This window comes from Aeromonas sp. INTO2 (assembly GCF_049860605.1).
GTDB lineage: Bacteria > Pseudomonadota > Gammaproteobacteria > Enterobacterales > Aeromonadaceae > Aeromonas > Aeromonas caviae.
Map to the genome: position 1 here is coordinate 1,612,046 of NZ_CP187588.1, position 23,792 is coordinate 1,635,837.

Below are 23,792 nucleotides of genomic sequence, written 5' to 3' on the forward strand. Positions count from 1 at the left end.
CCTTCCTCTTTGATTGCTAGGTCGATTTTTGACTCGGCCCTTTTCTAAAATTGCCCCATTTTCTTCAAAAATCAGGCTTTATAACCATTTTCACCCCCTTTCTGGGGGTATTCCCCGATTTTAGGTAGATCTTTCCTGTGCCCTTATCAATTGATCCGCGAATTCAACTTCGAAGTGCGACACTCGCCTATGCCGCCTGACGGTACTCTTCGAATACCTTGACAGGCTGCCTGAATCCGAGACATTTCCGAGGTCGTAGGTTGAGCCACTGCTCCGCTCTCCTGACATCCTCGTCCGTGACCTCTCTCAGGTCTGTTCCCTTTGGGATAAACTGCCTCAACAGCCCATTGCTGTTCTCGTTCAGACCGCGCTCCCACGAAGAGTAAGGGTGCGCAAAGTAAGTCTCGGCACCCAGCGCTTCCTCTATCGCCTTGTGTTCGGCAAACTCGCCGCCGTTGTCAAAGGTGATAGTATGCACCTGCTCGATGTAGGGCGTTAACATCTCGATTATCGCATCCCGCACCACCCCAGCCTGTTTGCTCGCGACCCGCTTGACCAGATAGAGCCGGCTCTTGCGCTCCACCAGGGTGACCAGTGCACCTGTGCCTTGCTTGCCCAGCACCGTGTCCGCCTCCCAATCACCGAGCCGCTCCCGGCTATCGACGATAGCCGGCCGTTCATCAATAGAGCGGGCTTCCTTGATGGGAGAACGCAGGCTGCTCGCCCCCTTGCGGTAGCGCTTGTGGCCCTGGCGCAGATGGCGGTACAACTGGCCACCCCGGGCTTTGTCGGCGGCCACATGGCGGTATATCCACTCGTGACTCACCATGAGGCCTATCTGCTTGCCCACCGTGCTTATCTGCTCCGGGCTCCACCACCAGGCGAGTGTCAGCTCGACAAACTGGATGACATCGGCAGATAGCCGAGATTTGGCCGCACTGGCCCGTCGGTGGGTGGCGTGCTGATGCGCATTGTCTGGCTGGTAGCCCTGCGGCCCGGCGTTACGACGCAGCTCCCGGTAGAGGGTGGAGCGATGAACGCCAATGGCGCGTGCGGTGGCAAGGATGGACATCCCCTGTGCGCGAAGCACCGATAACTGGTATCGTTGCCCCTCGGTCAACTGCTGATAGCTCATGGTGATACTGCTTATACTTTGGCGAGCAGAAGGGTACCACCAATCAGCAGTTGGCCACCTCTCGCCATTCATCCATGAGTGTCGCACTTATTATCTGAATTCCCGATCCACTCGGAACAGGTTCGCCAGCGTAAACAGCATCGCCAATTGATTGTCGTTCTTCATCAGCCCCTTGTACCGCGCTTTGACGAAGCCAAACTGACGCTTGATGAGCCGGAATGGGTGTTCAACCTTGGCTCGGATGCTGGCCTTGAGTCTTTCAAACTGGATAACGGCCTTGTTCTTGCGCGGACGTTGTTTGAGCGCTTTGACCTTGCCTGGGCGTTCGGTAATGGCCCATTCGACCTTTACCCCAGCCAACTCCTCACGCTTGGGTGCCCCTTGGTAACCGGCATCACCAAACACAAATTCCTCCTTCCCGTGCAGCAGATTGCCGGCTTGATTGAGGTCGTGCTCATTGGCCGCGGTGGTTGCCAGGCTATGGGTCAGGCCGCTTTTGGCATCGACGCCGATATGGGCCTTCATGCCAAAGTGCCACTGGTTGCCCTTCTTGGTTTGGTGCATCTCGGGGTCGCGCTGCTGGCGCTTGTTTTTGGTCGAACTGGGGGCCTCGATGATAGTGGCATCAACCAAGGTCCCCTGAGTCATCATGATGCCGGCGTCAGAGAGCCACTGATTGATGGACTCGAAGAGCTGGCGAGCCAGTTGGTGCTGCTCCAGCCGATGGCGGAAGTTCATGATGGTGGTACGGTCAGGGATAGCTTGGTCGAGGGAAAGCTTGGCAAAGAGGCGCATGGAGGCAATCTCGTAGAGCGCGTCCTCCATCGCTCCGTCACTGAGGTTGTACCACTGCTGGATGCAGTGGATACGCAACATGGTCTCCAGCGGATAGGGGCGACGACCATTGCCGGACTTGGGATAAACGGGCTCAATCACGGCCAGCATTCTTGACCAGGGCAGCAACGCCTCCATACGGGCAAAGAACGCTTCTTTTCGAGTTTGACGGCGTTTGCTGTGGAACTCGCTGTCGGCAAATGTCAATTGATGAGTCACGTTGAGCTTCGTCCCTGATGCCAAAATGATGTGGCGATGATCTCACATCAAGGACTTGTTCGCACCTTCCCCAGCGTTTGAGCTCCTCGCTGATGTATTCCGGACCGTTATCACAGCGGATGGCCGCCGGTTTGCCACGCCACGCTATCACCTGCTCCAACGCCCGTTTGACCCGCGAGGCGGGAAGCGAAAAATCGACTTCGATACATAACGCTTCCCGGTTGAAATCATCTATCACATTGAACAACCGCACCGAGCGTCCATCGGACAGCTGGTCATGCATGAAGTCCATCGACCAGCAGGTATTGGGTTTTGCAGGAACCGCCAACGCCGCCGGTTTTGCACGCACCAGCCGTTTCCTGGGTTTTATCCGCAGGTTGAGCTCCAGTTTCCGATAAATCCGGTACACCCGCTTGTGGTTCCAGCCAAACCCTTTGACGTTGCGCAAATAGAGGAAGCAGAGCCCGAAGCCCCAGTTGCGCTGGCTGGCTGTGATGCGCAGCAGCCAGTCGGCGATGAGCTGGTTCTCTTCGGCCAGTACCGGTTGGTAGCGATAGCAGCCTTCGCTGACCCCGAACACCCGACAGGCGAGCCGGATGGAGAGGGCGCAGTGAGCGACCGCCTGGGTGGCCATCTCCCGGCGGGTAGATGGCGTCACCACTTTATTGCCATGGCCTCCTGGAGGATGTCGGCTTTGAGGCGCTCCTCGGCATACATCTTCTTGAGGCGGCGATTTTCCTCCTGGAGGTCCTTGAGACGAGCCATGAGGGAGGCGTCCATGCCGCCGAACTTGGCGCGCCACTTGTAGAAGGTGGCGCTGCTGATGCCATGCTCGCGGCATAGCTCGGGGATGGGTGGCGGCGGGCGAGTTGGCCGCCCAGTTTCCTCATTGGGAACAGTTGCACAGCATTGGCGTGGCCATCTCTTATCGCATTGAAAACATGAAAAAAGCCACCCTTGAACATCACTACTTCATCTGTTCAAAAACGCTGGAGCGGGATGAGTTTTCTCGGGCGGTGCGTGGGCACTGGGCCATCGAAAATAGCCTGTACTGGGTACTTGGTACTGGATGTCACGATGGGCGAGGATGATTGCCCAATCTATCGGGGTGATGCGGCAGAGATTTTAGCGTGCATCCGGCACATGGGGCTGAACATGCTCAGGGCCGAGACTTCACGTAAGGCGAGCGTAAGACGGAAGCAAAAAATAGCAGGAATGAGCAGCGAATATCTGGAAACGGTACTCAATGCGGGCCTGAAAAAATTGGGTGAATTTTAACAAAATGTTCACGCTCTCACCCTGGGGCTAAAGGTATAATGACAGTTGGCATATCGATGTCTCATTGCTGCCCCCCCCTAAATGGGGTGGATCATAGATCATTGTATTTTCTACAAAAAAAATTTTCCATCGAGTTTTAATGACGTCTAATGCTTTTTTAATGCTGTATAAAAACCGGTGTTTGATACTCTCTTGCGACCATTATTGGCGAATAAAAACTATTCAAGCCGATAGGCACACAGTTCAAGGAAGAGCTCCATGACGACAGAGATTCCATTGGTACTCGTGACCGAAGGCAATGTTCAGGCGACGACCTTCACCACCTACCTGATGGCCCAACTCGGTGAACCAATACGCCTGATTAGCCATCCCGATCAACTATTGGCTATCGAGAATTGCAACCTGTTCCTGATCGATCTGGACTATCTCAAGTCGAGCCAGCAGTTTGGCTGGAGCCGGGATATAGCCGCCTTCGAATCGGCCAGCACGATATTACTCAATGCGCCGACCAGCACGAATCGCGATCTGCTGCTGCTGTGGCCCAATACCAGCGGTCTCTTCTTTCGTCAGGATCCCTTGGATCACTTGGTAGCCGGTATCAAGAAGGTGATGCTGGGGGAGTTTTGGATCCCGCGTCATCTGATGTGCGAGCTGGTCCATTATTACCGACAGGGCATGGAGCCAGCCCAACGCAGCCAGAATCTGCTGACGGTCCGAGAGCGCGAGATCATTCGCTATTTGATGACGGGAGCCTCCAATACCGAGATAGCTGACACCCTGTTTGTCAGCGAGCACACCATCAAGTCCCACCTTTATAACGTCTTCAAGAAGTTGAACGTCAAGAATCGGTTGCAAGCCGTGAGCTGGGCTAAAGATTACCTCGATATGACGAGCTCCTACTGATGCGAACTTGGCTGCTCTGTCTCTGGTTGATCTCTGGTGCCCTAGCTGCCAATGAAGGGGATGCCAACACGCCTCTGGAATCGCTGCAACCCGAGCAGGAGAGCGACAGGATAGAGATTGGGGGTCTGGTGATAGACCGTACCTTCACCCGTTTCGGTCAGGTTTTTTATCATCACTTCAGCCGATTGCGAGAGGACGAGGATCCGAATGCGCGGGAGAACATCACCATACATGAGCGGCCGACTGCGCGCTGGGGCAGCCTGATCTGGATCACCCACAATCGCAAGGTGCTGTTTAGGACGGCCCTCTCCCCGGTGCGCAGTCAGGGAGAAGCTGCAGCGCAGCAGGCCTGGGTCCAAGTGAACGAAATTTTACAACAGCAGAAGGTCGCCATCCTGTTCATGGATACCTTCGATCTGGAACACGATGAACTATAAGGATATAGCATATGTGCTCACGCCTCCTGCTTCTGGCACTGACGGTCAGCATGACCGCTTCTGCCTCCGAGCTTATCTATCGGCCTACTAACCCCAGCTTTGGCGGTAACCCGCTCAACAGCAGTCATCTGCTGGGCACGGCTAACGCCCAGAACGACTACAAGGATCCCTCCACTGGCAGCAGCAGCGGCACCTCGGCTCTGGACAGACTCACCTCCAGTCTGCAATCGCGGCTGGTGAGCCAACTGCTGGCCGACATCGGCAAGGATGGCAGTCAAAGCGGTAGCCTGGTCACCGACGAGTTTGCGATCAATGTGGTGGATGAGGATGGCACTCTTGCCGTTTCCATTACCGACAGATCGACGAATGAAACCACCATGATAGAAGTGAATGGCCTGATCGCCGACTGAGGACGTTATGACAAGGACACCGTTATTTACCGCCCTGCCTTTGCTCGCCATTCTGTTTGCTCTGGGGGGGTGTGCTACCCATATAGGCTCTCCCGAGGCGGATGAGAAGGCGACCCTGATGCCGAGATCCATCTCCTACAAAGAGTTGATCAGCCTGCCCAAACCCAAGGGCAAGATAGTGGCCGCCGTCTATGATTTTCGCGATCAGACCGGTCAGTATCTGCCAGCCCCAGCCTCCAACTTCTCCACCGCAGTGACCCAGGGTGGGGTCGCCATGCTGAGCACGGCGCTATGGGACTCCCAGTGGTTCGTGCCTCTGGAGCGGGAAGGGCTGCAGAACCTGCTGACCGAGCGCAAGATAGTGCGGGCCACGCAAAACAAACCCAATGTGCCCGGCAATAATCAGCATCAATTACCCTCTCTGGTGGCGGCCAATATCCTGATCGAAGGGGGCATAGTGGCCTATGACAGCAATGTGCGTACCGGCGGTGCCGGGGCCAAGTACTTCGGCATAGGGGCGAGTGGCGAATACCGGGTCGATCAGGTGACCGTCAATCTGAGGGCCGTCGATATCCGCTCCGGCCGGATTCTCAACAGCGTCACCACCTCCAAGACCATCTTGTCCCAGCAGGTGCAGGCCGGAGTGTTCCGTTTCGTCGAGTACAAGCGCTTGCTGGAGGCCGAGGCGGGCTTTAGCACCAACGAACCGGTACAGATGTGCGTCATGTCTGCCATCGAATCGGCGGTGATCCGGCTCATTGCCAACGGGGTGCGAGACAACCTCTGGCAGCTGGCCGATGCGCGGGACATGGAAAACCCCATACTGCAGGGTTATCTGCAAGACAGCGCCCCCATCCTCTAGTCGAGGCAGCGTCGCTAGTTTCTATCTATCGCTTGCCCCTTTCAGCTCCTCTCCACAGGCCCATCATGGGCCTGTTTTCATGGTCTATCCCCCCTCCATCCCTTGGCGCGACACCTGCAAAAAAGAGGCATGGCTCAGCTTGACCTCAGCCTTTTCTACCAGACAAACCCTGGATCCGAATCAGCCTCGAATCAGCTGTGTGCCTGATGGCCCTGGCCCGGGGGGCTGGGGATACTGGACCCGCACTTCAAAAAGGTAATCACAGATGAAATACCTGAATCCCGTCCTGCTGATCATGAGTCTGCTAGGCCTGCCCGCATTGGCGCAGGACCTGGCTTCCCTGAGTGAACTGGGTCAGGGCAACGAGCTTGAGCTGGTTCAGCGGGGGGAGGGCAACCAGGCCCACCTCTGGCAGCTTGGCTCGGATAACGAATTGCAGCTCAGCCAGTCAGGCAATGACAACCAGATCCGCCTGATGCAACAGGGCCAGCAGCAGCAACTGCGACTGGATCAAGTCGGCGACAACAACTGGGTAGATGCGGTCCAGCTCGGAGTTGGCAACAGCGCCGAGCTCTACCAGGCCGGTATCGGCAACCAGATCTGGCTGTGGCAACAGGGGATGGACAACCAGGCCTGGATCAGCCAGAGCGGATATGACAACAGGGCACGGGCCGTTCAGCTCGGTGATGGCAACTTGGCCAGCATAGAGCAAAACGGCTCCGGCCTATCGGCCACCGTCATTCAGACGGGCGCCAACCAGCAAGTGAGAGTAGTTCAAACCAACTGAGCCCAGGCTCACACCAAAGCACGAGAGGGAAATCATGTTCAAACGTACCATCATCGCCTCTGCCGTATTACTGGCTACTTCCAGCGTCTGGGCGGCTTCCGCCAACAACCAGGCGACCGTCGCCCAGACCGGCAACAACAACTTGGCCACCGTCGAGCAGATCGATAGCAGCAACCACAATCAGGCGAGTATCAGCCAGATTGGTGCCGACAACGAAGCGAAGACCATCCAGAAAAACACCAGCCAGTCCGAAGCCAGTGTGGCTCAGGTCGGGGCAGGCAACGATGCCCTGGTGACCCAGGAGTCCAGCACCGCAGGATCCGTCGCCCAGGTGGCAAGCACAGGCAACTTCAACGTCGCGACCGTGACCCAGCAGGTGTTCAACGAAGGCTCCCACGCCTCCGTGGCCCAGGTCGGCAACCACAACAGTGCCGACGTGATGCAGGATAACGGTGATGGTGCCAGCTCCACCGTGAGTCAGGTTGGCAACAACAACGATGCCAGCATCAACAACTATTGGTCCGATAAAGCCATCGCCAACGTCAGCCAGCTTGGCAACAGTCACGAAGCCAGCGTTTCCCAGCAGATTGCCGATGGTGCCGAAGCTCAGGTGGCCCAATCCGGTCAGTTGAACAAAGCCACCGTCACTCAGGCCACCAATAATTATGGTTACGCCTATCCGGAGGGGACTCTGGCAAAGGTGACTCAATCGGGTAGCGGCAACGAGGCCCTGGTCGACCAGCGCGATCTCGATAACAAGGCTTATGTCACCCAGAGCGGTGTCGATGGCTATGTGAAGACGGCGCAGTCTGGCTCTGCGGCCGGTGAGGGCAACACCCTGACCGCCAATCAGGCTGGTACCAACGAGAGCGCCACCCTGACCCAGGTTGGCAACCGTAATGAGATCGAAACCAGCCAGACTGGCCGTGACGATGCATTGACCATCGATCAGCTGGGCGATGACAACTTGGCCACTGCCTATCAGGGCGGTGTCGGTGAGCAGAGCTCCATCACCCAGGTGGGTGACGGTAACCTGGCCGATACCGAGCAGAGAGGGTCGGGCAACCAGGCCAGTGTCGATCAGATGGGTGACGGCAACCAGGCCGTGGTCAAGCAGCTGGCGAGCAGCACCGCTGGCGTGGTGACCATAGATCAGAGCGGTGATGACAACTACGCCAACGCGGTGCAGGAAGCGGGCAGCAACAACCAGATCGCCATCGACCAGCAAGGGGATCGCAACCAGGTGGCGGCCGCGCGTGATGTGCAAGGCAAAGGCGCCTGGACCTGGGGTTCAGACAACGAGCTGACCGTGGCCCAGACCGGCAACGACAACTGGGCCTATGCCGATGCGTCCCACTCCGGCTCTACCGTGACCGTGACCCAGACCGGCGACCTGAACAACGCCTCTGTCGAGTCCTACCTGGGTAGCGACAACGATCTGACCGTCAGCCAGACCGGCAACAACCATGTGGCCGACGTCTATGTCAACGCCGGTATGAATGGCGGTGGCAACCTGGTCGATGTGGTACAGACTGCGAGCTTCAACACGGCTCAGGTCGATGTCTATGGCAGCAACAACCACGCCTATGTTTATCAGGGCGGCAACTGATGATTTGCACATTCGGGGGCCTGCGGGCCCCTTTTTTATTGGTGCGAACCCGGGACTGGCTGGCTGGTCCATGCCATCAGACCACTCCCCTGCACCGGCGGCTAGTGATGCTGCTCCTATGGCTCAGCTTGTCTCCCTCGGGATGGGCGGGCGAGTCAGAACCGGCCAAGGAGGCCAAGGTGATCCCCAAGATAAGCCTCAATGTCCAACAGGGGCCGACCGGCCTCTCCCTGGCCCCTACCCTGCAAAGCGACCAGTCGGGGGCCGTTACCTTTGCCCTGGATCTCTGGAGCCAGGGGGGCGGGGGCGCAGTCATCAGCGCCAGAGCGGGGGCCGAACTGGTCGCCAACCGGCCCCATGGCGTGGGACGACTGAGTCTGGGACTGGCTTGTCCCTATCAGGCAAGAATACGGTTGCAGCTGTGGCAGGGGGCCTTGTTGCTGAGCGAGATCGACCAGACATTCGAGTGCCCCTCATCTCCATGATTTCCCGTCTGGACTGTCTATTCATCCAGTAGTCTCTATGCCATACTGGCCCGCTCTGGTTACCGTATCGAGCGCGCAACAAGATGGAAAAAATCGTGATCCGGGGTGCCCGCACCCACAACCTCAAGAACATCAATCTGACTCTTCCCCGCGACAAGCTGATCGTGGTCACCGGCCTCTCTGGCTCCGGCAAGTCTTCTTTGGCGTTCGATACCCTCTATGCCGAAGGCCAGCGCCGTTATGTGGAGTCCCTCTCCGCCTATGCCCGCCAGTTCCTCTCCCTGATGGAGAAGCCGGATGTGGATCATATCGAGGGCTTGTCGCCGGCCATCTCCATCGAACAGAAGTCTACGTCTCATAACCCGCGTTCGACCGTCGGCACCATCACCGAAATTTATGACTATCTGCGCCTGCTGTTTGCCCGGGTGGGTGAGCCTCGCTGCCCCACCCATGCCATACCGCTCGCCGCCCAGACCATCAGCCAGATGGTGGATCAGGTGTTGGCTCAGCCAGAAGGCAGCAAGCTGATGCTGCTGGCGCCCGTGGTGCGCGATCGCAAGGGGGAGCACAGCAAGCTGCTGGAGAACCTGGCGGCTCAGGGTTATATCCGTGCCCGCATCGATGGCGAGGTGTGTGACCTCTCGGATCCCCCCAGCCTGGAGCTGCACAAGAAGCACACCATCGAAGTGGTGGTCGACCGTTTCAAGGTGCGCGAGGATCTGGCCCTGCGCCTCGCCGAGTCCTTCGAGACGGCCTTGACCCTCTCCGGCGGCATCGTGCTGGTGGTGCCCATGGACGGGGAGGAGGGGGTTGAACCCATGACCTTCTCGGCGAATTTCGCCTGCCCCGAGTGCGGTTACTCCATGTCGGAGCTCGAACCGCGGATCTTCTCCTTCAACAACCCAGCCGGTGCCTGCCCCACCTGCGACGGCCTGGGTGTGCAGCAGTACTTCGATCCCGCCAAGCTGATCCACGATCCGAGCCAGAGCCTGGCAGGGGGCGCCATCCGTGGCTGGGACAAGCGCAGCTTCTATTACTTCCAGATGCTGAAATCCCTCGCCGAGCACTATCAGTTCGATCTGGAGCTCCCTTGGGGGGATCTGCCCGCCAAGGTGCAGGAAGTATTGCTGCGGGGCTCGGGCAAAACCGAGATCGAGTTCCGCTACATGAACGACCGTGGTGATGTGGTGGTGCGCAAGCACCCCTTCGAGGGGATCTTGCACAACATGGAGCGCCGCTACCGGGAAACCGAATCCAACTCGGTACGCGAAGAGCTCTCCAAATACATCGCCAACAAGTCCTGCACCAGTTGCGGCGGCAGCCGTTTGCGGGAGGAGGCGCGTCACGTATTCGTCGATAACCGCAACCTCTCCGCCATCGCCGAACAATCCATCGGCGATGCGCTGGCCTTCTTCGAGGGGCTGGCGCTCACCGGCCAGCGTGCCCAGATAGCGGACAAGATCCTCAAAGAGATCGTCGAGCGGCTCGGTTTTCTGGTCAACGTGGGCCTCAACTATCTGAGCCTGTCCCGCAGCGCCGAGACCCTCTCCGGCGGCGAAGCCCAGCGCATCCGCTTGGCGAGCCAGATAGGTGCCGGTCTGGTGGGGGGTCATGTATGTGCTGGATGAGCCCTCCATCGGCCTGCACCAGCGGGACAACGAGCGCTTGCTCAAGACCCTCAGGGGATGGTCAGCATGCGGGCTCCCCCTCTGATTTCAAATGTTAGAAAGTTCAAGAGCGAAACAGTCGTCCCATCATGTTGACTTTCCTAGGGAAGGTGCGAATAAGTGGGTAGCACCTTCCTCTTTGATTGCTAGGTCGATTTTTGACTCGGCCCTTTTCTAAAATTGCCGGTAATCCCCCATATTCAGGGGCATTCAAAAGTAGAGGTCAGGCGGCCCGCGCCAGGTGCTGCTTTGGCGTGTAGCCACCCAGCGCCATATTAGGCCGCTCATGGTTATAAACCCATTGCCATTGCGTGGCAAATTCCTGCAATTCATCGCTGAGAATCCCATTCTGCAATGCCCAAGCAGCCTGTATGAAGTCGCCAAGCAGCTGAATGCTTGGTGTGAAAGCTGAATAGGTTGGTGGTGTGGTAAAATTACAACATCGTAGGGGAAGGCGCAGAGGTCGATGCCACTTTATGTCAGCTTATGGGTAAATTTTACCTGATTACCCATGATTAGCAGTCAGTTACCACGAACTATACTGATCTTACGTACAGTTATCGAGGTGCGAGATCATGGCCAAAAGCAAAATCCAATTCCAGAAAGGCTACAGCCTGTTTGAGTTTCTCAAGGACTATGGCACTGAGGCTCAGTGCGAAAACGCGCTGTTCACTTGGCGTTTTCCTAACGGCTTTGTCTGCCCTGAATGTGCCAACAAGACCTGTTGTCGCCTGAGAAGGCGGCCACGTGTGTGGCAATGCAATCACTGCCGTCACCAGATGTCATTGACTGGAAACACGATTTTCGCAAACACCAAGCTCCCACTGACCAAGTGGTTTCTGGCAATGCACCTGTTGTCACAAACCAAAACAGGCTTGTCAGCGATGGAGCTAAAGCGCCAGTTGGGCGTCAAATATGACACCGCCTGGATGCTCAAGCACAAGCTGCTGCAAGCCATGAAAGAGTCCGATGACAAGCAGCCCATCAGCGGCATCATTCAGCTCGATGATGTCTACTGGGGTGGCGAGCGCCGTGGTGGCAAACGGGGTCGGGGCGCGGCAGGCAAGACGCCGTTTGTGGCAGCAGTGGCCCTGAACAAGGAAGGACATCCAATCAAGATGCGGATGACGGTGGTCGATGGTTTCAAAACCAAGTCCGTTGCTGATTGGGCAAAACGGCATATTGCCAGTGGTAGCGCGGTGATATCCGATGGATTGGCCTGTTTCAAAGCGGTCAAGGAGGCCAATTGTGAGCACCTGGGTGTTGTCACCGGGGGCAACCTGGACTGGCTGGATCATCCGGCATTCAACTGGGTAAACACGATGATAGGAAATGTGAAAAACTCGCTGCGGGGCAGTTGCCATACGCTCGGAGCGAAGCATTTACCAAGGCATCTTGCGGAATACTGCTTCCGGTTTAATCATCGTTTTGACCTCAAGAGCATGTTGGTTGAATTGGGGCATGCAGTCGTGGCTGTCACCGCCGATGTAAAAATGACCCACTAACGCCGGAGTAAAGTTGACCCACCTGGGCCAAGATCGTGGCTTTTGAGCCACGCCCATGTTGACCCAGGAGTTATCAGTGGAAATCAGAGTGTTGGCCCGTCAGGGCATGAGCATCCGGGCTATCGCCCAGCAATTGCGGGTGTCCCGTAACACGGTTCGCAAGTATCTGCGCAACCCGGGCCTGCCAATCTATCCCAACCGAGCAGCCCGACCAACCAAGCTCGATCCTTTTAAACCCTATCTGCAAGCGCGTATCCAGGCAGCGAAGCCACACTGGATCCCGGCGACGGTTCTGCTCAGGGAACTGCGAGAGCATGGTTACACTGGCGGGCTCTCCCAGCTCAAGGCCTGGTTATCGCCTCTGCGCCATGACGCCTCTGGCACCATCGTCCGTTTTGAAACGGCCCCCGGTAAACAGATGCAGGTCGATTTCACCATTATCCGCCGCGGCAATCGGCCTCTAAAGGCCTTTGTTGCTACCCTGGGATTTAGAGAGCAGCAAGCATATGGACAGCAGTGCCAATCAGCTAGGCCTGCTCTCCACCAATGTCCGTTCTGCCGCCGATCTACTGGGGCAGCGCTTGGAACAAGTGACACAACAAATTGAGCAAGCCGGTAGCCAAAATGCTGCACTTACTGATCAACTCAAGCAACAAGCCGAAATGCTGGCCAGATTGCAAGATGGCCTGCTGCAGGGAGCGGAGCGGTTCGAACAGGCTGCCAGTGAGGCTCGCCATGGCTTTGTTGAGATGAAGCAAACGCAGCAACAATTCCTGACAGGGGTGAGAACCGAATTCAATGCCTTAGGGAAGGTGCGAATAAGTCATATGGCACGAGAGCATTTACTGGTAACCCATTGATATTAAATGACTAAAATTTTCATTTTTTGTTCGTGGGATACTTGTTCGCACTTTCCCTAGTTTCACACAGCTCGTTGCTGACTCCAACAAAGAGCCCGTAGAACGTACGATGCTTATCGCCGGTTTATTGGGGCGCGAACCGGCCTCAAGCCATCCAAGTGTAAATTCGTAGTGAAGATTCTACTTGTCCAAGAGCAGATCACTCTGGTCGCTGCAATCAGTGGGAAGATAATCAAGGTGCCAGTTGGTCTTCCCGTACTGCGGATTGTCTGAAATGGCGCTGACTCGATTTTTTTACCCCTATCTCTCTGTTAATCTTGGCGTTTTCTGCTAGGTGCCTGCTTACTATGTCTATCGATTACTACAACCAACACGCCGATAGCTTCGTCGAAGGCACGCTGTCGGTCGATATGCAACCGCTTTACCAGCGCTTCTTGCCTCTGCTCGCCGCCGGCGCTCATATCGTCGATGCGGGCTGCGGCTCTGGGCGGGACAGCCTGTATTTCCATCAGCAAGGTTTTCGGGTCACAGCCTTCGATGCCAGCGCGGAGCTGGCCCTGCGTGCCGAGCGCCTGCTTGGTCAGCCGGTGCAACTGTGCCGTTTCGAGCAGTTTGTGGCTCCCGTGCCGGTCGATGCCATCTGGGCCTGTGCCAGTCTGCTGCATGTTCCCCGCGCCGAATTGGATGCCGTAATGGCCCATCTGTGCCAGCAACTCGCCGACGGTGGTCTGCTCTATTGCTCGTTCAAATATGGGGTAGACGAGACCGAGCGCGATGGCCGAGCCTTCACCCAGTTGGATGAGGCGGGGCTGCACGCCCTGATCACGCCGTTGCCGCTGAGCGAGGTCGAGACTTGGCTGACGGCGGATCGACGCCCCGGCCGCGAGCAGGAGCGTTGGCTTAACGCCATCGTGCGCAAGGTCGGGTCATGAGTGCACCCGTGCTCATCAGCGGGGGAGAGGCGGGGGATCCGGAGTTCAACGATCCCCTGTTGCCACATCTGCTGGACGCCATCGCCCGTTGTGGCGAGGGTAGCCGCATCGAGTTGTGTGTCTCCTTTATTCGCCAAAGCGGGCTGGTGCTGTTGCGCGGTGCCCTGCACGAGGCGTTGGCGCGAGGAGCACGGCTTCGGGTGATCACCTCGGACTATCTGGAGGTGACTCAGCCGGTGGCGCTGCGTGAGTTGCTTAAATTTGATCCCGCTCGCTCTTGCGCGCTGATCTACCAGAGTCAGGGCAATCGCGGCTTTCACCTCAAGTCCTATCTGTTTGTCCAGCACGCAGCCCAGTATCTAGGCGAGCAAGTTGGCCAGGAAGGGTCGCCAGCGGTGCTCGGTGGCCAGGCGTTTCTCGGCTCCAGCAATATCTCTGCCGCCGCCCTCACCGAGTCGCTGGAGTGGAACTGGTCGCTCAGGGCTGAGCCGAGCGGCCCCAGCGAGCCGCATCACAGCCTGCGTCAGCTCGCGGCTCAAATCGATCGGCTGGCGCAAGACGCGCGGGTCGTGCCCCTTACCCACGACTGGATCGATGGCTACCTCGCTCGCTATCGGCAGAGCGCGCTGCGGGAGTTGCGGGTGCTCACTGGGGATCATCGCAGCAGCGCTGAGCAGCTGCGTGAAGCCCCCATCCCCAACAGCGTGCAGCAAGAGGCGCTGATGGCGCTGCAAGCCGCGCGGGCACAGGGGCATAAACGGGGTGTGGTGGTCATGGCGACCGGCCTTGGCAAGACTTGGCTCGCGGCTTTTGATGTGCGCCAGATGCAGGCGGCCCGCCTGCTGTTTGTTGCCCATCGGGAGGAGATCCTGACCCAAGCGCGCCAGACCTTCTTGCACATGGTGCCGCGGGCAAATTCGGGCCTCTATCATGGTCAGCAGCAGGATGAGGCCGACTGGCTGTTTGCCTCCATCCAGACCCTGGGCAAGAGTCAGCATCTGCTGCGCTTTGCACCGGATCACTTCGATTACGTGGTGGTCGATGAGTTTCATCATGCCGCCTCACCCTCCTACCGGCGCTTGCTAAACCACTTCAAGCCCCGCTTCCTGCTCGGGCTGACCGCGACCCCTGACCGCACCGATCAGGCCGATATTCTGGCGCTGTGCGACAACAATCTCGTCTTTGAACGGGGGCTGGCCCTCGCCATCGAGCAGAAGATGCTGGTGCCGCTCACCTATCACGGCATTTTGGATGACACCGTCGACTATGCCGCGCTGCCTTGGCGCAACGGTCAGTTTGACCCCCATGCGCTGGAGAGTGCCTTCGCCAGTCAGAAGCGGGCTCAGCACGCCCTTAGCCAGTGGCGACGTTTACGCCAGCAGCGCACGCTGGCCTTCTGCATCTCGACCCGTCATGCCGATTTTATGGCCAGCGTCTTCCAGCAAGCCGGTGTGCGGGCGATAGCCGTCTATGCGGGCTCCCGCCAGGGGCGACAAGCCGCCCTGGAGCAACTGGCCGCCGCCGAGCTTGATATCATCTTCTCGGTAGATTTGTTCAACGAAGGCACCGACTTGCCCGCCATCGATACCGTGCTGATGCTGCGCCCCACCGAGTCGCGCATCGTGTTCCTGCAACAGTTGGGGCGGGGCTTGCGCCTCTATCAAGGCAAAGAACGCCTGGTGGTGATCGATCTGGTGGGCAATCACAAGGCGTGTCTCTACAAGCCCCAGCTGCTGCAAACGCAATTGACCCGCCCACCAACGCACGCAAACAGGGCGATGCCGCTGGCGGCAGGTTGTTTTATCAATCTGGATCCCAAGCTGCTTCCGCTGCTGGCGCTGTTAAAAAAGCAGCAGAAACCGACTCTGATTGAGACCTATCAGACCCTCAAAGAGCACCTCGGCTATCGCCCCACCGCGCGGCAAACCTGGGCAGTCCGGCTGGGTGAGCAACTGCGTTTCGATACCCAAAAACAGGGGGGCTGGTTTGAGCTGCTCGCCCAAGCGGGCGATCTGGGGGAGGAGGAGCTGCGCGTGCTGAACCGGCACGGCGACTTTCTGCGTTCGGGGGTGGAGCACACCGCGCTCACCAAGAGTTTCAAGTTGATCCTGCTATTGGCGCTGCTCGAACTCGACGGCCTGCGTGAGCCACCCACCTTGGCGGCGCTGGCCAGCCACTCCCGTTACCTGTTTGAGCGGCATCCCGAGCTGGCCCGCCTCGATCTACCGGTCAAGCAGCAAGCCCTGAGCGCCGACAGCCCGGCTTGGCTCAGTTACTGGAAGAGCAATCCGATCAAGTTCAGCAGTGGCGGCAATCCAGGCGCCAAGGGGGAGTACTGGTTCGAGGTAAGGGAGGATCGCTTCTGCCCACGCTTCGCGGTGAGTGAGGAGGATATCGATCCTCTGCATCGCATGGTGCAAGAGCTGCTGGACTTGCGTCTGGCCCAATATCAGCAGCGCAAAATCGCATCGGCAGCCGCCATTTCCCCTGAGCCCTTCACAACTATCCACGATGAGGAACAGGCGCTGGCGCCTGATGCCAAAGCGCGTCAGGTGACCCTGATTTAAGGCTGGCTATCCGATAGCACGATCAGTGTAAAAACAAGCAGTGTAAAAACCAGCAGCGTGAAAGCAATCAAGGCGCCAGTGGCGCCTTGATTGTTTGGGGAGATGGTCGGTCAGCGCTGGCCGTTACCGAAACAGCCATTCCATATCGTCCTCTTCCTCACGCCACCTTATTTGCTGCTGATCCCAGCGGGCCGCCAGATAGGGTTTGAGGGTCTGCAGGGTGGTGATCTCGGCCAGCTGGGCAGTCAGGTGGTCGATATCACGCAGCAAATAGTCCCGATGTTCGGCAAAGGCCTGCTCGGTCTTTTTCTTGGATGATTGCTTGAATTTGTGCAGCACCGCGCCCATTAGCCCGTCTTGCCCGCCGTAGTAGCTGACTTCGAGCTCGCGTAGCTGGCGTTTCAGCATCGGGTTGAGGTAAGCGAGGTTCTCGTCACTGAGCAGGTTATCGAACTCGGGTAGGTGAGCGTGGGCCAGCTGTAACAGGGTGAACATCTCTTTGTTTTCCCAAGCCTGACTGAGTTGGCCCATGATGCGGGTCTTTTCCGCCTGCATGGCGGGGTCGGGTTCCCGATCCGGGTGCAGCGCCAGGGCGAGCTTGCGATAGAGCTGCTTGAGGCTGGATTTGCTGAACAGCTGTTCGATGCGCATCTCTTCCTCTTGCTCACGACGGGTGCGCGTGTGGGCAAAAGCATCTTGCTGCTCAGCGCCGAAGGGGGACTCATCGGCAAACAACTCATCATCGTCGAAGAGGGCATCCTCTTCCTCACCAGCGGTGTCACTCCCGTTGGCCATTTTCTGCTTCGCCGCGTTTATCAGGTACTCGTGCAACAGAGCGGGGTTTTTGACCATATCGCGCAAGGTGTCGATGTCTTCGGGGCAGTGACCACAAGTTTCCATCAGCATATGGGTAAGTTCATCACACTGATAGTCGAGCTGTTCGTCATCCATGTGCAGGGCGGTATTGGTTTGGATTTGGTGATAGAGGGGGGCCAAATCCATCTCGCCACGAAACGGATTGGACTCGAGATAGTTGATGAGATCGTGGATCCAGTGGTGCAAGGTCTCCCGTTGCCACTGGGTAAAGCTCTTGCGAGCCGTAAAGTCGGTCAGTCGCTTGGTGAGGGCAAAGATGAGCTCGCATTGTTGACGCTCAAGGGGTTCGATGTCGCTGGTGAAGCGCTGATAGATATCGCGGCCGTTGAGGGTTTGCTTGTCGATTTTTGCCTGTAGCTTTTCGAGCGCTTGCCAGTTGCGGTGGAAGAGATCGAGGGCGGGGTTACCCGTCGTGGGGGAGGGCTGGCGAGCGGGCTGCTTGCGAGCTGGATTACGAAGAGACATAGGCCGCCTCCATAGGCGTTATTTTGTTCGCTAAAACAAAAAAACCGGCGCGGGGCCGGTTTATCGCCGCGCATAAATAGCGCGAAGTCTGCCTTGCAGATGAGTTGCTGGCCATATTAAAGCCTTTCTTACGCAACAGATAGCAACAACAGAGAAATAATGGGGTGGCTGATGGGGCTCGAACCCACGACAACCGGAATCACAATCCGGGACTCTACCAACTGAGCTACAACCACCACTGAAATCATCGCCATTTTGTGTCTGCCAAGGCCTGGCCAAGGTCATCCTGAGATAATCTGCCGAATGGACGATAAGTCACACTCTTCATCAATAACTCAATGATTTAAAACACATTTTAAATGGCGCGCCCTGCAGGATTCGAACCTGCGACCCACGGCTTAGAAGGCCGTTGCTCTATCCGACTGAGCTAAGGGCGCGTTGTATCAAGAAATCCGGGGATTTCCCGATGAACCTGGTCGGTGATAAAGGATTCGAACCTTTGACCCTCTGGTCCCAAACCAGATGCGCTACCGGGCTGCGCTAATCACCGAAAATTCGCCATCCAGCATACCTTCGGCGGCACCACTGGGCAACGGGCGGGCATCATACCCAAGCGCCAAAGTCAGCGTCAACGACTTTTTCCGCCAGTAAATTCAAGTGCCTACTTATTGCCCTCCCTGCGAGAGCCGCTAACACCCGCGCCAAAAAAATGCGACAATGCGCCGCAGTTGAACACATGGTGAGTGAAGAACGATGTCTGCCAAAATCATTGATGGAAAACAGGTTGCGCAAACGATTCGCAATCAGGTCGCCGCGCAAGTCCAACAGCGGTTGGCGCAGGGGAAACGGGCACCGGGTCTGGCGGTGATCCTGGTGGGGCTGGATCCGGCCTCCCAAGTCTATGTGGGCAGCAAACGTCGCGCTTGTGAAGAGGTGGGATTTGTCTCCCGCTCCTATGATCTCAGCGCCACGGCGACACAAGCGGAGCTGCTGTCCCTGATCGACCAGCTCAACGAGGATCCGGAAGTAGACGGCATCCTGGTGCAGTTGCCCTTGCCGGCCCACTGCGATACCACCCAGGTACTGGAGCGCATTCGTCCCGACAAGGACGTTGATGGCTTCCATCCCTACAACGTGGGTCGTCTGGCCCAGCGGATCCCGGCGCTGCGACCCTGCACCCCCAAGGGGATCATGACCCTGATCGAGACCACCGGCGTCAAGACCCATGGTCTGCATGCGGTGGTGGTCGGGGCTTCCAACATCGTGGGGCGCCCCATGACGCTGGAGCTGCTGCTGGCCGGTTGCACCACCACCACCTGTCACCGCTTCACCCAGGATCTGGAGACCCAGGTGCGCCGGGCCGACTTGCTGGTCGTGGCGGTGGGCAAGCCCAACTTCATTCCGGGGGAGTGGGTCAAACCCGGTGCCTTGGTGATCGACGTGGGCATCAACCGCCTTGCGGACGGCTCCCTGGTGGGAGATGTGGAGTATGAAACCGCGCGCAATCACGCCGCCTTCATCACGCCGGTACCGGGGGGCGTGGGCCCCATGACGGTCGCCAGCCTGATGGAGAACACCCTGAGCGCCTGCCAGGATTACCACGACGCCTGATGAGGGCGCCGGGCAGAAAAGAGAAAGGGAAGGCATTGCCTTCCCTTTTTTTATTGCGTCACTCCCCCGGATCGCTACTGGATATCAGAGGAGGGCCAGGGCTGCGGCCAGATCGGCAATCAGATCGTCGGCGTCTTCCACCCCGATGCTGAAGCGGATGAGATCGTCATTGACCCCGGCGGCGAGGCGGCTCGCCTCGTCCATGGCGGCGTGGGTGGTGCTGGCCGGATGGCAGGCCAGGCTCTCGAGATCGCCCAGACTCACCGCCTGCACGAACAGCTGCAGGTTGTCGAGCAGGGTGGCGCAGCGCTCAAACCCGCCTTCCAGCTCGATGCTCACCATGCCGCCAAAGCCGCTGGCGAAGGCGCCGAGGGCATCGTGGCCCGGATGGCCGGCAAGGCCCGGGTAGATCACCTTCTTCACCGCCGGGTGGGCATCCAGGAACTCGGCCACCTTCTGGGCGTTGTGCAGGTGGGCATCCATGCGCAGGGGAAGGGTCTTGACCCCCCGTTGCAGCAGGTAGGCCTCCTGCGGGCCGATGGGGGAGCCGATGTGCTTGAGGGCCACGGTGCGAATCGACTTCATCAGTGCGTGAGAGCCCGCCACCACCCCGGCGATGATGTCGCCGTGGCCGCCCAGGTACTTGGTACCGCTGTGCATGACAATGTCGATGCCAAGCTCGAGCGGGCGCAGCAGATAGGGGGTGAGGAAGGTGTTGTCACACACCGTGATGGCACCCACCTTGCGGGCCGCCTCCACCACCACCCGCGGATCCACCACCTTGAGGGTGGGGTTGGTCAGGGTTTCAAAGAGTACCACCTTGGTGGCGGGGCGGATGTTGGCCAGCAGCGCCTGATCGCTCTCGTAGGCGGTGATCTTGATGCCGGCGCGGCTGAAGGTCTGCTTGAGGAAGGCATCGGTGCCGCCGTAGAGGGGGCCGATATAGGCCACTTCATCACCGCTGTCGGCCAGGGCATACATGATGGCACTCACCGCCGCCATGCCGCTGGCCACCACCAGTGCCTCATCTGCACCTTCGAGGGCTGCCAGCTTCTGCTCCAGCTCGGCGGTGGTGGGGTTGCCAAAGCGGCTGTAGATGAAGCCGGGGGCTTGACCTGCGAAGCGCTCCTTGCCCGCCTGGGCGTTGAAGTAGCTGAAGGTGCTGCTCTGGTAGAGCGGGGTGGTGAGGGCGCCGGTCTGGGGATCGATCCGCTGGCCGCTGTGCACGCTCATGGTCTTGAATTTCATTTTTTTACTCCGTTATTGTCAGGTCGTTGCCCGACTGCTTGTGTTATCCGGGGCGCCGTCGCGCCCCTTTTTTAATGTCGAGTGGCGGGTTGTCAGACTAGCGCTGGCTCGCGCTGCGGCTCGCCTGCATAGTGGCGGGCCGCCACATCCGGGTGGGAGCGCAGCCTCCCCTTGAGCACGTTCTCCCCCACCTGATAAAAGAGCGGGTTGGCGGGATCGCTCTGGGGCCCTTCGGCCAGCGCCGCCAGCTCGGGGGAGAGGCTAAGCAGTGGCACAGTCGCATCCAGCCTTGCCGCCATGAAGAAGGCGCAGGAGAGGCGCGATACCCCGGGAGGTGGGCTCACCACCCGGTGCAGGGTGGCCTTGAGGTAGCCGTCGGACGCGAGCTCCAGCAGCTCGCCGATGTTGACCACCAGGGCGCCCGGCAAGGGGGGCGCGGGGATCCAGCCATCCGCCGTCTCCACCTCGAGCCCGGAGTGATCGTCCTGCATCACCAGGGTCAGGTAGCCGGGATCCTTGTGGGCACCTACCCCCTGACCACTGCTGCCTTCCGGTTGTCCGGGGTAGTGAATGAGCTTCATGTGCTGGTAGGGGGCACCGCGAATGCTCTCGTCAAATACGCAGGCGGGCTGCCCCAGCACCTCTGCGAAAGCGTCCAGCAGGGTGAGGGTGATGTCGCTCAGTCGATCCTGCCATGCCAGCAGACGTGTTTTCATCTCGGGCAGGGCGGCGGGCCACTGATTGGGGCCGATGAGGCGCTGCCAGGGTTCACGAATGTGCGCCACAGGCAGGGCCTGGGCCTCGTTCATGATATCGAACTGCTCCCGCAGATCCGGCCGTGCCCGGGTGAGCTCTGCCCCCACCTGGTTGTAGCCGCGAAAGTGGGGGGAGTGGACCATCTGCACCGCCAGTTTTTCTTCAAGTGGCAGGGCGAAGAAGCGGGCGGCGAGCGCCAGGGTCTCCTGGCGCACCGATTCGCTCAGATCATGGCCCACCAGATAGAAAAAGCCCACTTCGCGGGCGGCCTGGCCAAGCTGCGTCAGCATCTGGCTGCGTGCAGCCGGGGTGCCCTTGAGGGCGGCGAGATCGATGATCGGCAATGATGGGGTGGTCATGGGCATCTCCTCACTTTCCGTGAACGGGGTCTGCGTGCCCCGGCGTGCGGGGTGTTGCGAAACCGGGGCGCACTCTTCTTGAGTGGCGCCGTTTGGGTTGAGGGTGATGCTACTGTTCGAGGTTATAAGGTGGAAGCGACAAAATATTCTTAGTTATATACAAAATTCGAAATGGAATTCGGACTTGAGCGAATGGAACGAGCAACGGGCGGCTCAGGCGGCGATCTGCCGTACCGGGTGAGAGCGACATTGGCGTGACGGGATAGACGGAGGGAGGCATCCGCCTCCCTCCGTGTGACTGTCATGGGAAGGGTTGCTGGCGCGCCTTTCCTCAATAACCCAGGGTGAAACGCTGGCGCAGGTGAGCCGGTGCTTGCGCCTCGTTCAGCACCCCGTCCGCCAGATCGCCGACCGTGATCCCGGCGGGCTGCTCGCCGCTGAACAACACCTGATCCGTGCCAAGGCGGTAACCGCCGCGCTTCTCGCCGGGTTCGAGGAACACGGGTGGGGAGACGAAACGCCAGTCGAGGGTGGTTTCCCGGCGAAGGGCGGTGAGACCATCCCGGGCCGCGAGGGCCCCTTGCTTCCACTCTGCCGGGAACTCCGGGGTGTCCACCAGCTGCACGCCCGGGGCGATTTCCAGACTGCCGGCACCGCCGACCACCAGCAGCCAGCTGTTGGCCGCGACGGCGGCGGCCACGATGGCGCTGGCCCCCTTGAGGTACTGATCGTAGATGTCCGGGGCACTCCAGCCCGGGTTGTAGGCACTGATCACCCGATCGTGCCCCTTGAGCACCCTGGCCAGTGCCTGGCTGTCCTGGGCGTCCACCGCCACGGCGGTGACTTGCGGGTGAGCGGCGACCTTGCTCACGTCACGCACGATGGCGGTGACCTGATGACCGCGGCTGACGGCCTCCTGGAGGATGGCTGAACCGACAAAACCGCTGGCACCGATGAGGGCAATCTTCATGGGAATTCTCCTTCACTGTGGGAATGGGGCTATCCTACGCCCCCGAGTGTGATTTAATAATCCAGTTAAAATTGCATTCACTTGTAAGCAGGGCTTCATAATGGATCAGCTCAGACGCTACGCCATCTTCGCCGCCGTGGTGGAGGCGGGCAGCATGACCGGCGGCGCCAAGGCCCTCGGCATGACCCCGTCCGCCGTCAGCCAGCATATCAGTCAACTGGAGAGCCAGCTCGGCCTGCCCCTGCTGCACCGCTCCACCCGCCGCCTCAGCCTGACCGAGGCGGGGGAGGTGGTGTGGCAGGGTTGCCAGTCGTTGCAGCAGACCCTGAACGACACCGAGCTGCGCCTCTCGGAGGTGCGCGACAGCCTGCTCGGAGAAGTGCGGATCACCGCGCCGGTGGGGATGGCGGGCCAGCCCCTGGCGCGGGCGCTCTCGCCGCTGCTGCAGGCTCACCCCGGCCTGGGCATCCAGATCATTGCCGACGACGAGAAGCGGGATCTCATCAAGGATCGCATCGACGTGGCGCTGCGGGTCGGCACGCTTGAAGATTCCACCCTGGTGGCGCGCAGGCTGGGTCAGACCCGGATGTTGCTGTGTGCCTCGCCCGCCTATCTGGCACGCAAGGGCACGCCGCGCAGCCCGGCGGATCTGCTGGCCCACGACTGGCTGGCCTCGGACATGCTGGGGGGCGGGATACTGCTGCTGGACGAGAAGGGGGAGGCCCACAAGATCAAGCCCAAGCCCAGGGTACTGTGCAACAACGTCTTGCCCCTGCGCCAGTTTACCCTGGCAGGGCAGGGGATTTCGCTGCAACCGGAAGGTGAAATAGAAGAAGATCTCGCCACCGGTCGATTGCTCGCGCTGCTGCCGGGCTTTTTGGCCCCTCCCATGGAGATCCATGCCATCACCCCCCAGCGGGAGATCCCGGAGAAGGTGCGGCGGGTGATCAGCGCCCTTCGCAGCCACTTTGCCGAGCATGGCCAGAGCCGTCTACCCTGAGCGGGGCGGGATGAATA

Annotated in this window: 19 protein-coding genes, 3 tRNA genes and 4 pseudogenes; 16 read left to right on the forward strand and 10 right to left on the reverse strand. The window is 59.0% G+C overall.

Annotated elements, in window-relative coordinates; all coding sequences use genetic code 11:
• Positions 1-187: 187 nt before the first annotated feature.
• The 3 genes and pseudogenes from ACPW74_RS07610 to ACPW74_RS07620 all read right to left on the reverse strand — a co-directional run.
• On the reverse strand, positions 188-1,135 hold the full coding sequence (locus ACPW74_RS07610; protein WP_043171239.1) for an IS30-like element ISAs2 family transposase: 948 nt from the start codon (positions 1,133-1,135) through the stop codon (positions 188-190).
• Between the two features lie 90 nt (positions 1,136-1,225).
• Entirely contained in the window at positions 1,226-2,188 is a 963-nt protein-coding gene (locus ACPW74_RS07615) for an IS5 family transposase (RefSeq protein ID WP_024941324.1), read from the reverse strand.
• Positions 2,189-2,240: 52 nt separating this feature from the next.
• Positions 2,241-3,043, reverse strand: a pseudogene (locus ACPW74_RS07620) (IS3 family transposase); the annotation flags it as partial.
• Here ACPW74_RS07620 and ACPW74_RS07625 point away from each other — a divergent pair.
• From ACPW74_RS07625 to ACPW74_RS07690, 14 genes and pseudogenes are all read left to right on the forward strand, one after another.
• Positions 3,043-3,466: pseudogene (locus tag ACPW74_RS07625) on the forward strand (ISAs1 family transposase); the annotation flags it as partial. The pseudogenes ACPW74_RS07620 and ACPW74_RS07625 overlap by 1 nt on opposite strands.
• A 258-nt stretch (positions 3,467-3,724) precedes the next feature.
• Positions 3,725-4,369 (forward strand): LuxR C-terminal-related transcriptional regulator, encoded by a 645-nt coding sequence (locus ACPW74_RS07630; RefSeq protein ID WP_024941327.1) that lies wholly within the window; start codon positions 3,725-3,727, stop codon positions 4,367-4,369.
• Positions 4,369-4,806 (forward strand): curli production assembly/transport protein CsgE, encoded by a 438-nt coding sequence (locus tag ACPW74_RS07635; protein ID WP_024941328.1) that lies wholly within the window; start codon positions 4,369-4,371, stop codon positions 4,804-4,806. The genes ACPW74_RS07630 and ACPW74_RS07635 overlap by 1 nt, the downstream gene beginning before the upstream one ends.
• 11 nt (positions 4,807-4,817) lie before the next feature.
• Positions 4,818-5,216 (forward strand): curli assembly protein CsgF, encoded by a 399-nt coding sequence (locus ACPW74_RS07640; protein ID WP_024941329.1) that lies wholly within the window; start codon positions 4,818-4,820, stop codon positions 5,214-5,216.
• A 7-nt stretch (positions 5,217-5,223) separates the two neighbouring features.
• Positions 5,224-6,078 (forward strand): CsgG/HfaB family protein, encoded by an 855-nt coding sequence (locus ACPW74_RS07645; protein WP_041204616.1) that lies wholly within the window; start codon positions 5,224-5,226, stop codon positions 6,076-6,078.
• A gap of 265 nt (positions 6,079-6,343) precedes the next feature.
• Complete coding sequence (locus tag ACPW74_RS07650) at positions 6,344-6,865, forward strand: hypothetical protein (protein ID WP_005895593.1); 522 nt, start codon at positions 6,344-6,346, stop codon at positions 6,863-6,865.
• Positions 6,866-6,899: 34 nt separating this feature from the next.
• Complete coding sequence (locus tag ACPW74_RS07655; RefSeq protein WP_024941331.1) at positions 6,900-8,474, forward strand: curlin; 1,575 nt, start codon at positions 6,900-6,902, stop codon at positions 8,472-8,474.
• 179 nt (positions 8,475-8,653) lie between these two features.
• Positions 8,654-8,959 carry a hypothetical protein gene (locus ACPW74_RS07660; RefSeq protein WP_425858847.1) on the forward strand — a complete coding sequence of 102 codons (306 nt, stop codon included), beginning with the start codon at positions 8,654-8,656 and terminating at the stop codon, positions 8,957-8,959.
• An 83-nt stretch (positions 8,960-9,042) separates the two neighbouring features.
• Positions 9,043-10,639, forward strand: a pseudogene (gene uvrA / locus ACPW74_RS07665) (excinuclease ABC subunit UvrA); the annotation flags it as partial.
• A gap of 562 nt (positions 10,640-11,201) precedes the next feature.
• Positions 11,202-12,131, forward strand: coding sequence for an IS1595 family transposase (locus ACPW74_RS07670; RefSeq protein ID WP_024941334.1), 930 nt, complete (start codon positions 11,202-11,204; stop codon positions 12,129-12,131).
• 55 nt (positions 12,132-12,186) lie between these two features.
• A pseudogene (locus ACPW74_RS07675) lies at positions 12,187-12,621 on the forward strand (helix-turn-helix domain-containing protein); the annotation flags it as partial.
• Positions 12,622-12,637: 16 nt separating this feature from the next.
• Positions 12,638-12,991, forward strand: coding sequence for a hypothetical protein (locus ACPW74_RS07680; protein WP_024941335.1), 354 nt, complete (start codon positions 12,638-12,640; stop codon positions 12,989-12,991).
• Positions 12,992-13,338: 347 nt separating this feature from the next.
• The gene (locus tag ACPW74_RS07685; protein WP_024941336.1) at positions 13,339-13,923 is read left to right on the forward strand and encodes a class I SAM-dependent methyltransferase; all 585 of its coding nucleotides are present in this window, start codon (positions 13,339-13,341) and stop codon (positions 13,921-13,923) included.
• Positions 13,920-16,490 (forward strand): DEAD/DEAH box helicase family protein, encoded by a 2,571-nt coding sequence (locus tag ACPW74_RS07690; protein ID WP_041204617.1) that lies wholly within the window; start codon positions 13,920-13,922, stop codon positions 16,488-16,490. Before ACPW74_RS07685 ends, ACPW74_RS07690 begins: the two co-directional genes overlap by 4 nt.
• Before the next feature lie 123 nt (positions 16,491-16,613).
• Here ACPW74_RS07690 and ACPW74_RS07695 read toward each other — a convergent pair whose 3' ends face one another.
• From ACPW74_RS07695 to ACPW74_RS07710, 4 genes are all read right to left on the reverse strand, one after another.
• On the reverse strand, positions 16,614-17,831 hold the full coding sequence (locus ACPW74_RS07695; protein ID WP_041211539.1) for a J domain-containing protein: 1,218 nt from the start codon (positions 17,829-17,831) through the stop codon (positions 16,614-16,616).
• 160 nt (positions 17,832-17,991) lie between these two features.
• Positions 17,992-18,067, reverse strand: a tRNA-His gene (locus ACPW74_RS07700).
• Between the two features lie 124 nt (positions 18,068-18,191).
• Positions 18,192-18,268, reverse strand: a tRNA-Arg gene (locus tag ACPW74_RS07705).
• A gap of 36 nt (positions 18,269-18,304) precedes the next feature.
• Positions 18,305-18,381: transfer RNA gene (locus tag ACPW74_RS07710), tRNA-Pro, on the reverse strand.
• Between the two features lie 203 nt (positions 18,382-18,584).
• On the opposite strand from ACPW74_RS07710, the gene folD reads away from it, so the two are divergent.
• Positions 18,585-19,442, forward strand: coding sequence for a bifunctional methylenetetrahydrofolate dehydrogenase/methenyltetrahydrofolate cyclohydrolase FolD (gene folD, locus ACPW74_RS07715; RefSeq protein WP_010674955.1), 858 nt, complete (start codon positions 18,585-18,587; stop codon positions 19,440-19,442).
• Between the two features lie 84 nt (positions 19,443-19,526).
• Here folD and ACPW74_RS07720 read toward each other — a convergent pair whose 3' ends face one another.
• The 3 genes from ACPW74_RS07720 to ACPW74_RS07730 form a co-directional block, all read right to left on the reverse strand.
• Positions 19,527-20,690, reverse strand: coding sequence for a trans-sulfuration enzyme family protein (locus ACPW74_RS07720; RefSeq protein ID WP_257707307.1), 1,164 nt, complete (start codon positions 20,688-20,690; stop codon positions 19,527-19,529).
• Between the two features lie 92 nt (positions 20,691-20,782).
• Positions 20,783-21,805, reverse strand: coding sequence for an isopenicillin N synthase family dioxygenase (locus tag ACPW74_RS07725; RefSeq protein WP_257707308.1), 1,023 nt, complete (start codon positions 21,803-21,805; stop codon positions 20,783-20,785).
• A gap of 331 nt (positions 21,806-22,136) precedes the next feature.
• The gene (locus ACPW74_RS07730; protein WP_041211536.1) at positions 22,137-22,775 is read right to left on the reverse strand and encodes an NAD(P)-dependent oxidoreductase; all 639 of its coding nucleotides are present in this window, start codon (positions 22,773-22,775) and stop codon (positions 22,137-22,139) included.
• Between the two features lie 100 nt (positions 22,776-22,875).
• Between ACPW74_RS07730 and ACPW74_RS07735 the strand changes: the two genes are divergently transcribed.
• A complete protein-coding gene (locus ACPW74_RS07735; RefSeq protein ID WP_202041668.1) occupies positions 22,876-23,775 on the forward strand; it encodes a LysR family transcriptional regulator in 900 nt (299 codons plus the stop codon).
• Positions 23,776-23,792: the final 17 nt, after the last annotated feature.